Origin of the sequence: Bartonella sp. AP150HLJHH (assembly GCF_042196385.1) — a bacterium.
GTDB lineage: Bacteria > Pseudomonadota > Alphaproteobacteria > Rhizobiales > Rhizobiaceae > Bartonella.
Map to the genome: position 1 here is coordinate 1 of NZ_JBHIQC010000026.1, position 14,196 is coordinate 14,196.

At 37.6% G+C, this 14,196-nt stretch carries 4 protein-coding genes and 4 pseudogenes; 4 read left to right on the forward strand and 4 right to left on the reverse strand.

The window, feature by feature from the left end; genetic code table 11:
- The 4 genes and pseudogenes from ACFING_RS08025 to ACFING_RS08040 form a co-directional block, all read left to right on the forward strand.
- On the forward strand, positions 1-1,379 hold a 1,379-nt coding region (locus tag ACFING_RS08025; protein ID WP_375630384.1), incomplete at its 5' end, for an HNH/ENDO VII family nuclease.
- A gap of 20 nt (positions 1,380-1,399) precedes the next feature.
- Positions 1,400-1,864, forward strand: coding sequence for an SMI1/KNR4 family protein (locus ACFING_RS08030; RefSeq protein ID WP_183194741.1), 465 nt, complete (start codon positions 1,400-1,402; stop codon positions 1,862-1,864).
- A gap of 102 nt (positions 1,865-1,966) precedes the next feature.
- Complete coding sequence (locus ACFING_RS08035; RefSeq protein WP_375627527.1) at positions 1,967-2,443, forward strand: SMI1/KNR4 family protein; 477 nt, start codon at positions 1,967-1,969, stop codon at positions 2,441-2,443.
- Between the two features lie 5 nt (positions 2,444-2,448).
- Positions 2,449-5,025 (forward strand): annotated as a pseudogene (locus ACFING_RS08040) (DUF6990 domain-containing protein).
- 925 nt (positions 5,026-5,950) lie between these two features.
- Here the strand turns inward: ACFING_RS08040 and ACFING_RS08045 are convergent.
- From ACFING_RS08045 to ACFING_RS08060, 4 genes and pseudogenes are all read right to left on the reverse strand, one after another.
- Positions 5,951-10,920: pseudogene (locus tag ACFING_RS08045) on the reverse strand (DEAD/DEAH box helicase).
- Between the two features lie 607 nt (positions 10,921-11,527).
- Positions 11,528-13,135: pseudogene (locus tag ACFING_RS08050) on the reverse strand (YfjI family protein).
- On the reverse strand, positions 13,132-14,031 hold the full coding sequence (locus ACFING_RS08055) for a toprim domain-containing protein (RefSeq protein WP_375630385.1): 900 nt from the start codon (positions 14,029-14,031) through the stop codon (positions 13,132-13,134). Before ACFING_RS08055 ends, ACFING_RS08050 begins: the two are co-directional and overlap by 4 nt.
- Positions 14,032-14,129: 98 nt before the next feature.
- Positions 14,130-14,196, reverse strand: a pseudogene (locus ACFING_RS08060) (DNA-binding protein); the annotation flags it as partial.

Here is a 14,196-nt window from a genome sequence, read left to right on the forward strand (position 1 = left end):
CTATGCTCCAGTTTCAATTGTGGGTGCAAGGCATTGTGAAAGAGGAAATGGGGGATCTAAACGGTCGCACCCCAACTCCGGAAGAGGAAGCGCGTATAAACGCAAAGATTGATGCGCAGTTTGCTGACTTTAGAGACCACACCATTGATGTTGCACGGGCTGCTGGGGGCGTTGCCGCTGCCCTTGTCGGTGGCAATGTTGATGCCGGTGCCGATGCCGCAGGTAATGCCGCTGCAAATAACTTTTTGGGGAGTGCACAACGCGCTCAGATGAAGAAAGAGTTAGAAGAGTGCCCTGATGATCAGTGTCGAAGAGATGTTAACGAAAAATGGTTCGAGATTAGTGAAGAGCAAGATAGAATTTTTGAGATAGGTTTTGCGAAGGGTACGATTTTTGGTGTCGCCAAAGCAATAGGAAGCGAAATATCTGAGACAGCTCATGACGTTAAAGAATTAGGTCTGGCAATAGGAAACAGTTCAGTTGATGAGATCTCTCAAAATATTCTTCAAGGCATTGGAACAGCAACATCTTGGGCCACGAGTGGGCATATGTTGGATGATGTCTGGGAAGGAGCTGGTCAATTCTGGGGAGGAGTTAAGGATTCCTTTTGGGGGCATATAGATCACATACATGAAACAATGGAGAAAGGAGGGGATGGCGCATTCAGTGCGGGTTTTGAATCTGGTGAAATGCTAGGTAAACCATTAGGAGATGTGGCTTATATAGTGGGTTCTACAGTGCTTACTGACGGTGCTGTTTCAGCAGCCAAGGGAGGCGTAAAGCTTGCGAACAAGCTTGTAGAAAAAGATATCATCAAATTTGCATCTAAAGCTGAAGAAGCGGCTATAACAGGAGCAACTAGTTCTGAAGTAAATACTGCTCATGTGGGAAAAGAAATTGCACAATCGCTAGAAAAAATGAGCGATGAAGCTATTGCAACTCAATATTTGGGGCAAGAGAGAAAGTTCTGGTCAAAACCTATTGAGGTTGGGTTTGAAATAAATCACAAAGAAGAAAAAATTACTCAGATAAATAAAGTCTATCAGAGAGATGACTTGTTTGATCCTAATAGAATTTCTGAGTGGACAGTTAACAAGAAAAAAGTGACAGGTACAAATATTGAAAGGATGAAAGCAGGAAGAGCACCTATAGGTTTCGATAATAAGCCTATTGAATTACACCACATGCTGCAAACTCATGATGGTTCCATAGCAGAAGTTACAAATGCGTTTCATAATAAACATAATTCTGCTATTCACATTAATCCGAATACAATGGGATCAGCTATTGACAGAGACCTATTCGATAAATGGAGGACGCAATACTGGAAAGAACGTGCTAAAGGGTATGAAAAGAAAAATATAGAAGCTAAAAAATAACAATTTATGGAGAACAAATTATGAAAACTTATACTTTAGATGATGTTGTCATACTGGTTGATAAATATAGTGATAGTGTTGATTTTGGCTCTACAGATGAAGCCGTTGATGATGTACTAATTGAAAAAGCAGAGGGGATTCTTAAATTGCAATTCACGACCTCCTACAAAAGTTTTTTAAAAAACTATGGAAGAGCGGAGATCTGTGGTGAGGAAATATTAAGTGTTTATAATACAAATTTTGAAATTGCTCGTAGTGATGATATTGTTTATTATCATATAACGGATGTAGAAAATGGTTTAGCAAAACCACAGCAGCTTGTTGTGAGTAGAACTGATTTTGGTGAAACATTTTATTTTGATTACTCTCAGTTTCAGGATGGTGAATGTCCGCTCTATCTTAAGTTTCCACCTAGCGATCCCCAGTATTACGCAAGTAATTTTTATGAATTTCTCTGTAAAAGGATTACAGATAACTTGAAGTAAATTTCTTTGTATGGTGGTTTTACTTCCGAATTGCAATGTTAAACCACTATTTTTTATTTTCAAGAATGCAGGCATCGTTAATATTTTTAAGGGGGATCATCTATGAAAACCTATACCTTAGATGATGTTGTAGTATTAATTGATAAAGTGAATAAATATGATGATGAGATTATCAATTTTGGCACTGCAGAGGATGCGCCTGATGATATATTGATTGAAAAGGCTGAGAGAACTCTTGGTTTACAACTCACCTCATCCTACAAAAGTTTTTTAAAAAATTATGGAGGAGGAGAAATTGGAGGTTATGAAATTTTTAGCATTTATAACGCAAGTTTTGAAGATAATCCTGCTGGTGATATTGTTTATTATCACTTAACAGATATAAAAAATGGTTTAGCAAAACCACAGCAGCTTGTTGTCAATAGAACAGATTTTGGTGAAACCTTTTACTTTGATTATACTCAGTTTCAGGATGGAGAGTGTCCGCTCTATCTTAAGTTTCTACCTAGCGATCCCCAGTATTACGCAAGTAATTTTTATGAATTTCTCTGTAAAAGAATTAAAGAGCACGCAGGGTAATGACGATGCAAACCAAAGATGCAACAGAGATTTTAAAAAGACTTGGCTGGGAGCCCCATCGCGATGAAATGGGTGATATGTTTGCTTATTATCATCTCCCCGATCGCATAGTGCGTATTCATTATGGTGTCATAAATTATGGACGGGATAGTGGAAGATTATGGGTTTCTGTCAGTCTTACCACTGCCGCCTATTGTCTTGGCTGGGAATACGCTAACGGTAAGAAATCGCGATACCAATATGAGGATATGCTGATTTCTTCAGAAGAGAATTTTGGAGTTACAGCACTAGAATTTTTTGAAAACCACGTTAAGGTAGCTTTAAATAAAGTGTTAGTTTGGGCGCACGCACAAGATATTGAGAAAAAATTACGTGAAAAAGCTGCTAATCATTTTCTCGTTGCAAAGGCTCTACTCGGCGATACCGAAGCTTTAAGGAATTACAAACCTACACCTCAATTATATACACCAGAGTTTTCTGATTATGAAAAGATAACGCAGGTTAAGCGCGTTATCTTTTTTGCTGAGGCGTATAAAAATAACGAATTGGATGACATTTTAGCACGCAAAAAACCGAAACAGTGTTTGATGAGTCTTACAGCAGCAACGCGCATTCTTAAAACCCAAGGGTGGTTTGTTACGGAACCTGGGAAAATGTGGTTAGTTTTGCCCGACCGCTTCATTCAATTTGATTTTGGTTTTATACGTCTTCCAAATGATGATTACAATGTTCATCTTGAAGCAGAGATCTCCAACGAAGATATTTCTGTAGCTTGCCATTATATTCACGATAGTAGAAAATGTAGGCAGATATCAGCTACAAATATTTATCAGTCTTTTAATACGATTGGGGGAGGGGTTTTTAGTGGTGTTGATAAAGGGATTGATATTCGTGTAGAGACATTAAATGAGCAGGAGCTTATAAAAATTTCTGAGCGGGTGATACAATGGGCGCGTGCTCAGGATTTAGAAGCAGCGATAGAAAGCAAAGCGCTTGTTCAAAAATATAGCTCATGTCCTGATATCTCATGGCATTTGGCTTGTTTAGCATTAACAGGTCAAATTGATGTCCTGAAATCCTATCAAAATGCCGTAAAAGCAGGTACGATTTCTGAATATTTAGATGACGATGATGTGGAAAAATATGTTAATCACGCTGTTCAATTTGCTGAAGGACATCTGACCGTTTTAAAGGAGCGAGAGGCGGCAGATGCACGTATTGGTGTACAATCTTTGGTTCTTCTTAATACAGTTTCTGAAACATTAAAAATGATGAACTGGACAGTCTATCGCGACAAAAATTATAATTGTAATGCCTATTTTATAAGCAAAGACCGTATCATTAATATAATGTACAGCCTTGATACAAAAGGAAAAACACCTATCCTTATATTCAAGGCGTCCCTTTCAACACTTAGTTTTTCTACGGCTCATAGAGAGATTTTCTATAATATGCCTCAATATATAGCCATCAAAGAAGCAGAAGAAGTTTATACAGTTTCTAGTACTGAATTGGATGAAGGCAAGCTAAAGGAGATTTGTACAGATATACTTGAGTGGGCTGACAACCAAAACAGCAACCAAATCATCTATGATTATGCGGCGTTGATAACAAACAGTGAATTTTGCCTTGCAGAATTTCACCTTATTGCACTTATTTTGACTGGCAATGTCAAAAAACTTAAGTTTTATAAGGAGAGTTTTCAAAGAAAGAGCTGTCTAGGTTTTGTGGAAAACATCACAAAATATGATATTGAGAACGCTCTTACTCTTGCACAGCGTTATTGAACAGGTTTTCCCAAAAAGGCATTGATTTTAAGCTTGGATCCGCAAACAGCATCTGTTGCTTCTAAAAGAACTTCTGTTGAAGTGGCAGAGGAAGTGGATGAAGCAGATGACACTGATGATCGTCTCACCATGGAAAGTGCTCATGCACTTTTGAAAAGCTTAGGTTGGTCAACTGAGAAAATCAATGAGAATGACCATATGGCAAGCTATCAATTGGCTGATCGTGAAGTAGACATTCTTTATAACGACGAAATTGCTAAAGATTACCCGCAATTTGATAGCGCCTTTTTGATTAGCACGGGCATTCTTTCCACCGCTTGTAAATTCATTGATCCTACCCACACGGAAGATATCCCAGATATACATCTTAATTTTGAAGCAAAGGGGTTAGAAATCTTTGAACCAGAGGTCAGTGAGGAGCGCTTAAAACAAGCGCTTGATGATGCTTTAGAATGGTCGGTAACAGACATTGACCTTTCTAAAAGACTTCGCTCTGATTATGGCACTGCTCCTTGGGAAAAAGGCGCCACGTCTAAAGCAAACGATACGGATTATGCTTTACTTCATCTTGGCGCTCTTGCTTTATTGGGTGATGTTGAGACCTTACAATCTTATCAGAAAAGTTTTGCAGCAGGTGATCACCTAGGCTTTGACGAGAGCATCAACAAAACCCACCTTGAACGTGCATTAGCTTTAGCCAAAGAAGTAGCAAAGGTGAAGCAAGTGAGTTACGCTTTGATTAAACAGATGGCAGAAAAGCTTGATGATCAACAAGAGGTTATCAGCAAGGAGTAACCTTACTCTTAGAAAGAGAAAATAGTCAATTTTATCAGAAAAAAAAGACAAGAAATAGCACCTAACAATATCAAAAAGATTTCAGAAATTTAGAAAATAAGGCGCGGTCCAAAGCCTTGATTACTAGTTGAGAAACTGAAGTGGTGGGGCTCTGATCGTGGTTTTGGTGCAAGATTTTAAGGAAACAACCTATAAAAAAAGATCTATAAAATTATTCCATAGATGATCAAAATCCCTTTTAATGGATTATTATCTATTTTATCGGTTATGTCAGTTTATTTAACAAACGAATCTTATGATTTTAGTGAATGATTAAAATGTGCTTTATGAAAAGCATATGATCCTTTAAAGCTTTTCAAAAGATAGCTTGTAACTTATAATAAATGTTATCAAGATCCTTATGGTTGTTAGTTTTGGTGGTTTTGTGGGTTCTTTTTATACGTATTATTTTATTTTTTTAATCAAAAATAAAAGTTTATTATATTTCAATATGTTAACTTTTATCAAGTTTCACAAAAAACAACCTATATCAAAATACAACCTGTAAATTCAACTAATGCTATATGTTTTGTAGGTTTTTTTGGGGGGGTGAGAAATCTTCAAAACCTCTAAGTAATATAAGAAAATGAATATATATAACTCTCTTTAAACAAAGCTTTTGAAAAGCATAAAGCACTCATTTTAGATTACGGTATAATCTTTTAAAGGCAATGTAAAAAAATTTAATTCATTTTAAGAGTGGGTTTCTTAAAAGTCTTAAAGCAATCCAAATAAAAGTATTTAAAAGTGCAAATGATTTCTTTTTTAGAATAACGCATATTAGGATTGTATGTAATCAACTTAACACAAAGAGGTATAGATTATGGTTATAAGCTCTATACCCCTTGTGAGATTAACATACCCATTATGTGAGCATGCTTTTAAGTTATTCAGTTTCTCTTATTTCTAATTTTGGTAAGTTTTTTACGATTTTCATTGTCTCTAAACTTACGGTAATAACCCTCTGAAATAACTCTAGAGGGTAGGCAGGGTTGCCAACGGTTTCAACAGCATAGCGATTGACATCATTAACAATGCCACTCTTTTTATCAGTCTTTACACATTGACGCCCCATAACCCATTCAAGAGCGGGTTTACCATTGACGATATACGCATAAGCTTCAAGAGGTATATCTGTTATTGTGATATTGTTATTATAAATAACAGTGGTTTTATCTTTCTCTTTACCTGCTTTTGCGAATTTCATTTCAGTCACATAATAGAATTTTTCGAGATTAGAGATTTCTGTCTGTTTTGGATTACCCTTTTTAAAGGTCACGGGATAAGGTTCCACATCTTCATAATTTACATGCAAATGACCCAATTCACGCCCAGCTGTTACAAACTTCCAAAAATCTTCAGCATTCTTTACACAAGGGATACGAGGCAATTCTTTAGAGAGGTTATCAGCATAACGAGCACGGTAATCTTCCGAATGTAAAATCCCATAAACATAATAGAACAAATCATCTTTTGTTATGGTTTGATTAGGATAAGCGGCTTTAAAATGTTCTAGTCCCTCATCAGTAATGGCATCACGCCTTTGTAAACCAGCTGTTGTGCTTTCTTCTATAGAGTTTGTAAATAAAAGGGATTGGTTTTTATTTTTACTCTTTGAAACTGGAGTGTGTTCGTAAAAATATCTTGGAAAGCATTGACCTTTTTCTATTGCATCTAAACTAGGTAAGGCTTTATTCATCAATACAGAAAATCTTCTTGCTCCTATACCTGTAATTTGTATTACCATATTTTCAACCGTTTCCCCTATCGGGAATATACGAGGCATTTGTAAAACCATTTCATTAAAGGCACGATTGTAATAGAGCCACTGTTGTGTAAAAGGACGATATAAACTTTGCATAAGGCATGTAGCTTCAAATTTAAAAATCTTTCCTTTTGCTAAATCTTGTTTAAGAGCACGGCTCCAACTGATTTTTCTGGCATCTGTATTGACGAAATTGTCTACAACTTTTGTAAGTGTTTTACGATCAACATGTCCATAAGCATTATTAAAACGCTTTACTTCACTGTTATAGAAGGCAATCATATTACTTATGTTTTTAGCTAAAACTTCATGGCTTGAATTGTATACCCAAGCATCACGGCTAGTTACAACACCACACGAAAAATTTTCAAAAAGCTTTTTACCATGACCTTTCTTAACACCCGTGGCTAAAAATGCTTTGAAATTGTTATCACGTTGACCAAGCCAATCACCATGTTTATCTGGTGTGATTATTTGCCAACCTTGTTTACTTCGTGTAATACCATTAATGCTACCAAATTCTTTAATTGTTTTAAGCTTTTTTTCTCTTGTGAGGTAATCTCCAATATCACGGAAATATATTTTCCCCTGTTGTTTGGATTTTTTACGAGAATAGAGATAGCAATAGGGGTTCGAGAGCCTTCACCAAAAATCTTACCGCCTTCTTTTCGCGAAAGTTCTCCAGAAGTTCTTTGATTCCCTCGTAAATGAAAAATATAAAGGCTTGAAAATTCTTCAACTAGGCATTTGCGTAAACCATCCATAGATTTTGTATCTATATAACTTGCATTTGTAACAAAACCAATCACACCACAATCTTTTATACGGTCACTTGCCCAGCGAATGGCACGAATATAACTATCATAAAGATTTCGCATAAGGCTTGCTTTAGATTGAGCGGCGTAAGTTTCACTGATACGATTATCTAATATGGGATAAGGGGTATTCTTCGCATTATCATTAGCACTTTTTTGACCAGTTGAATAAGGCGGGTTGCCGAAGATAACTTCGATAGTCAAATTTTTCTGATGTTCCAAATATTCACTGTTTTCTTTGAGTATACCTTCCATAAGATCTTGTTTTTCAATCATTCGAAACGTATCAGTCAAACCAATATGCTTGAAAGGGATATAATTTCCTTTCATAAGACCATGATAGGTTGCTTCGATATTAATGGCTGCTATGTAATAGGCTAGCAAGACAATCTCATTTGCGTGGATATCATAACGGTATTTATATTCCATATCCTCTGGTTTGATGAGATTGGATTGTAATAGCCGTGTGATAAAGGTCCCAGTACCCGTAAAAGGGTCAAGAATAGAAACACCACGTGATCCTAGACTTTTTCCAAATTCATGACGCAACACATCATCAACAGAATGAATGATAAAATCAACAACCTCAATGGGAGTATAAACAATGCCTAATTTTTCTACTGTACGCGGAAAAGCATAACGGAAAAATTCATTGTAAAGCTCTACAATTAAACTTTGTTGTGCTTCAAGAGTGGTAATTCCACGCGTGTAAAATTGTACACTCTTAGAAATATTTTTGAGATCTTGAGATTCTTCTTTAGGAGTAACTTTATCAAGGGCATTGAGTACACGTTGTAAAGCGCAAGATACGGGATTTTCTTGAACAAACTGATGCCCCTCAAATAAAGCATTAAAGACTGGACGCGTCACAAGATGTTGCGCAAGCATTTCAATCGCATTTTGTTCGGAGATAGTTGTATTTAAATTACTACGTAATTCGGTCATAAAATCATTAAACACACGCCGTGTTTCAGTTTCTGATTTCGTCAAAACCTCAGTTAAGCGTGTGATATGAGTTTGAGCAAGATCACCAACATTTATTGCCCATTTTTTCCAATAGCTAGGGTCGTAAAATCTATTAACAATAGCAGTTCTAATGACATCTTTACTTTTAGAAAAAAGGGGGAGTTCTCCTTGTTCTTCACATGTGTGAGAGGATTCATAAGTTGCTAACCCAATATTAAGTCCTGAATACTCTAATTTTGAGCGTATAGGTAAATCATCAATAACCGTGGTCGTATCTTCTAACGCAAGTTCTTGAGAAGCAGCAACAATTTCAAGAGCATCGCTTACGTCTTGTTTTTTGTGCATATGGTGAATTATTTTATTAAAGTTATCATCATGAGCACGTAAAGCATTGAGAACTTGCCAGATGACATTATACTTTTGGTTGTTTTCTAAGGCTATTTCCGGCGGAATATCAGCGGGTATCCCAACGGGTAGAATGATATAGCCTCTTTTTTTACCCTCTGCTCGACGCATGATGCGTCCTATCGCTTGAATAATCTCAATTTGACTTTTACGCGGGTGTAAAAATAGAACGGCATCAAGAGCAGGAACATCAACACCTTCAGAAAGACAGCGTACATTGGTAAGTACACGGCAGGTATTTTCCCCCGCATCTTCCTTTAACCATTCAAGTTGTTTTGTACGCTCTTTAGCACTAAAGGTTCCATCAATATGGGCAAGGGTACAGTTAAGAGGAGGAGTATCTTTACAGTTCTTATGAAGAGCGCGCAAAGATTCTTGCACTTTTTCTTTTTTGAATCTCTTGCATATGCGTTTAGAAGTCTCAATATCTTTGCAAAAAGCTAAAGCTCTACGCATGGGTTTGGGGTCATCTTTAAGATCAAGTTTCAGATCCATTTTGGTAAGGGCTCTATAACAGCCATTAATCTTGGTCCTATCGTCAAGAATAAGTTCATAATTCTTATCGGTTATCAGATGTTGAATGGATTGGCTTACTTCTTCTTCGTTGACAACTAATATGATAACTTTACAAGGTGCTAACAGCTTATCCTCTAAAGCACGTGAAAAGTTGTAAGTATAAAGTTGTTTGCCATAGAGTTTTTCATTATCCATGGACACCAAAACGTTATTGGATAAGAAAGCATTCCTTTTCAGCTTGTCACTAAAGATCTTTGGGGTTGCTGTCATGTAGAGGCGTTTTTTGCCTCGAATGATGTTGTTATCATGAACCTTGATAAATTCAGATTCATTGTCTTCAGTTCCCAATGAAGCCCCAGTGGTTCTATGCGCTTCATCACAGATGATCAAATCAAATTCGGGTAAACCATGGTCTTTTTGTGCATCCGAAATCACTTGGATTGAATGATAAGTGGAAAAGACCACGGTCATCAGATCATGTGAAACCTTACCCGCTTTGCTAGCCAGTTCTTTTGCATCCGTGGTAGCAGGCAAGGCAAGATCAGAGCTATCAAATTCAAGAGCATCATTTTTATTATTCTTACGACGCTTACCCACTTGTGTATCGGAACACACGGCAAAGGAACGCAAAGGCACTTCTGTATCTTCTGTCCATTCACGAATTGTTTGAGAGATAAGAGCAAGGGAGGGCACTAGAAACAATACGCGCTTGCCTTGACCTGCTATGGTTTCTGCTATCTTCAAACTGGTGAAAGTCTTGCCCGTACCACATGCCATAATCAGCTTGCCACGGTCTGCTTCTTGTAAACCTTCACAGACTTTCTCAAGGGCTTCTTTTTGATGATCTAAAAGCTTTTTTTTGGGTTGCTCTTTAAGAACGGCTTGTCCTTGTTCTTTATACGCCCCCCAATCGATTTGACTGCTTTCCAAATCAAAAAGGTTTATGCGTTGAATACGAACCTCTTGCCCCTCACAAGTTAGTTCAACATTGTCACTCCAATCTGTTTCAGTGCTATCAACCAGAATACGACGGGTGAAGATCTTTTTGCCAGACGCTGCTATAAAACTATCAATATCTTCTTTTTTAATTATGTGAGAGGCATCATAGCATTTACATTGAATGGCAGCATAGCCTCCTTCATCACGGATTGTAGCGACCAGATCAATGCCAATATCAGTTCCATCTTCTCCATGCTCTTTAGCCCATTCCAAATAGGTTTGAACCTTTTCGTATTCTTGCTTTTGTAAAGGGTCGTTTGTCAAATAAGCCATGACAAGGTTTTCAAACATGGTTCCCAATTCACGGGGTGATTTAGCTCGTTGACGATAATATTCTAAGAGAGAGCGTAAAGTGACATGTTCATTATCATACTTAATAGATTGAAGCATAAAGAATAGACTCCATGGCAATATATTCTATTGATTAATTCCCTTCAAAGTAATCAAAATGGAGTTTATTAAATTGATTCAAACCAAATATCGAGTGCAAAATGAGTTAAAGTCATTCAAAAGCCGATAAACTTTTTCAAAAAGTTTTTTAAAGGCTGTTTATCCACAGCCCATGAGAGAGGTCAGATCAGCAAAATAGTGAAATTTGCTGTTTATTTGATGTGTTAATTGACCTGTTAATCAAGACAAATGCACCATGGAATTTAAAACATCAGAATAAGTATTTTGATAGGTTTTATGAATTATTTTATAGATAGGTTTTGTCTGTTTTTAAAACCCCCAAAACACCTACAAAACCCTCTTAGATATATATTAAAAATTGTATTTATGTGTTATGTTTAATATAGGTTGTTTATTTGAAAGATTAACTTATTGAAATATAATAACTTTTATTTTTGACTAAAAAATATATATAAAGGGGGGGTAAAAAGAACCCCCATACCCCCCATACCCTCCAAAACCTCCAAAACCAATAGATGGGGAATGTTTTGAAGGTTTCATTTTATGAATACATAAGTTATATGTTTTATTGGAATTTAAAATTCATTCATTGAAATGTTTTATGACTTTTCACTAAGGGGTGCCATTCATAACGTATGGTAGGTCGACCGCCTTGGGAGTTATTCTCTCCAGAGATTTCACGAATATAGTTACAACGACATAAAAGCTCTAAAGCTTGCTTAACGGTTTGATTGTCTGTTAAACATTTCCAATCACGTTTATAAACATCCCTTGCTGTAAAAATATCGGGTAAATGATCACAGCGTTCAACAATTAATTTTGCACGCTCTGCTGTTAATGTATCCCCCGCCGCATAAAGACGTTTGGCATGACTTAACAGATATTTTTCCCATCGCAAGGCTGTTTGAAGGGCACCTTTATTGATTTCAAAACGCCCCCCTTCGGTTAATTCAAAAATCAATGCAAGACTTACTATGGTCTTAGGCATTTTCAAAAGATGCGCTTGTAAGCTTTCAGAAAGGTTATTCTCTTTGGCTTCTTTAAAAATCTTTTGCATCTATTCACGAAAGATCTCTTGAGCTTCAGCAGAAAAACGCATCACAAGCGGATATTCTGGTGAACCAAGGGGGTTATCATAAAGAGAACGAAATGCCCCTTCATAAGTTTCCCATGCCTCTTGATTGGGCGGTCTATCAACCCATTTCCAATCTTTTGTCTCATCGGGAAAGACCAGCATTTGAAAGCGTTGTAAGAAACCATCATTGCCTTTGCCATATAAAACATTGCGTATAAAGGGCAGAATGCGAGAGGGTTGAATGCCCCCTATAATAGAGACGGTTGCATTGGGAATAAAAATGGTTCCACGCCCAATCCGGTCATAAGTAAATTGATCATCGCCATTAAAAGCTGTTAAATAAAAGGAACGGTCTGTTTGATATTTCTTCCGTTCCATATCTGTTAAGAAACCGGATAATTCATCACGCACCATCAAGAGACCACGGGGGTTTTCTTTTAAAAGTTCCCCAAGCTTTTCAACGGTCACATCATTGACAATAAAACGAGAGACATCCTCATCACGCGTATTGTCTTTAGAGAGGGTTTCAGACAAAAGAGCACGGGCTGTTTCAAGATCTCCTTTTTTGATTGCTTTATGGGCTTGTTTTTTCTTTTCGGATTTGTCTAAAGTTTCAAGTATCTCTTCAATTTCTTGTCTCTCTTTCTGCTTTAGCCAGTCTTTATACCATTTCTTTTGAAGGCAAGTGATGGGAGTTAAAGCGGCTTGCATGGTAGGTGTTTTCATGGTTGAAGGTTGACCAATAAGAGCGCCCCAGAGATTAGGGACAATCTTCCAATCATCATGTTGTTTTGGAGCAATCCGCACGCCATTGCCGATGAGAGTAGCCAAGCCACACAAAGCAGCGACAGCCACAAAATCGAGAGGCGCTTGTTGACGGTCAGCAACGTCATAAACATAGCGACTTAAAGTTAAAGGCATTTGCGCAGCATGAAAAGACTCGACGGGTAAGAGAGTATATTCAAGTGGTTTTAATTCCCCCCAACCGTTTTGTTGCAATGCTTGTTTATAAGGAATGGCTTCTAAACAAGTCTTATCATTTAAAGAGCCATTATCGTTATCATTGAATGAAACATTTTGATTGTTGGTATCGACAATATTATTTTTATTCTCTCTCATTTATTTATACCTTTCAGTATCAAAAAATCATTGAAATCTAGACCGTATGGGGCTTGCATGATAAAGACCTCAAAGCCTTGTCTATAGGCACGCGCAGCGAGGTTAAAACCTGCTTTACGACCCGCATCATCGCCATCCATTGCAATGGTGAGACGGGCTTTTGTTTTGGGTAAATTCACATGCATCATGCCATGGGTTGAAAGAGACGCCCATAAATTCACAGGCTCAGATAACAACCCAGACAGTAGAGCTAGACCGGTTTCAATGCCCTCAGAAATGACCAGATGTTTTGGATTGGCTTGACTTAAATGCACCGCGCCACCCGTGACAGATCCCAACATGGCTTTTGCTGGTTTTTGGTCTGTTTTGCAGCCATTGTCTTTTAAAAAGGTTCTATGAATAGCAAAGGAACCAGCGCCCTTAACAAGAGCCACCAACGCGGGCAGTGTACCCCCAGAGGGGTGTGGACATTTGTCGTAAAAGCGTAAATCAGGAGGCAAATCACATGTAATACCCCGCATACGTAAATAGGTTTCTGCTAAAGTGTTTTTAATTGGTTGGCTTTGTTGCCAAATTGCTTTTGCTCTCTCTGCTTTCCTTTTTGCTTGTTTGAGATCAGCACAAAACTGTTTGGAGAAAGAGAGCGTCTGATCATAAGCTTTATCAAAAAAGGCTTGTTTTCCAAGCAAGCCAATTCTAATAAGCGCTTGTATGATCTCTCTAAAAGAGCAGCCAGCATAACAAGTGAGTAAAAGACGCCCATCATGTCCATTGGCAAGGGATAAACTAGGCAGCCTATCATCATGAGCAGGGCAACGGGCTGTTCCATAACGCCCATGCCAAACCCCGCGCAAGGCACGTGTGATACCTTGCGCATTCTTAAAAGAACACATCATTGTAAATCCTATAACGTTGCGTCACAGGACGGATTGTGCTATCTCTAGGGTGATGAGTTTGAGAAAGCCTTGTCCGTCCTTACGTGACAAGGTTTTTTTTATGCCGCGTCACTTTGACGTTGCTGTTTTGCTTGCTCGATGACATTCAAAAGATCCGATTGTAAC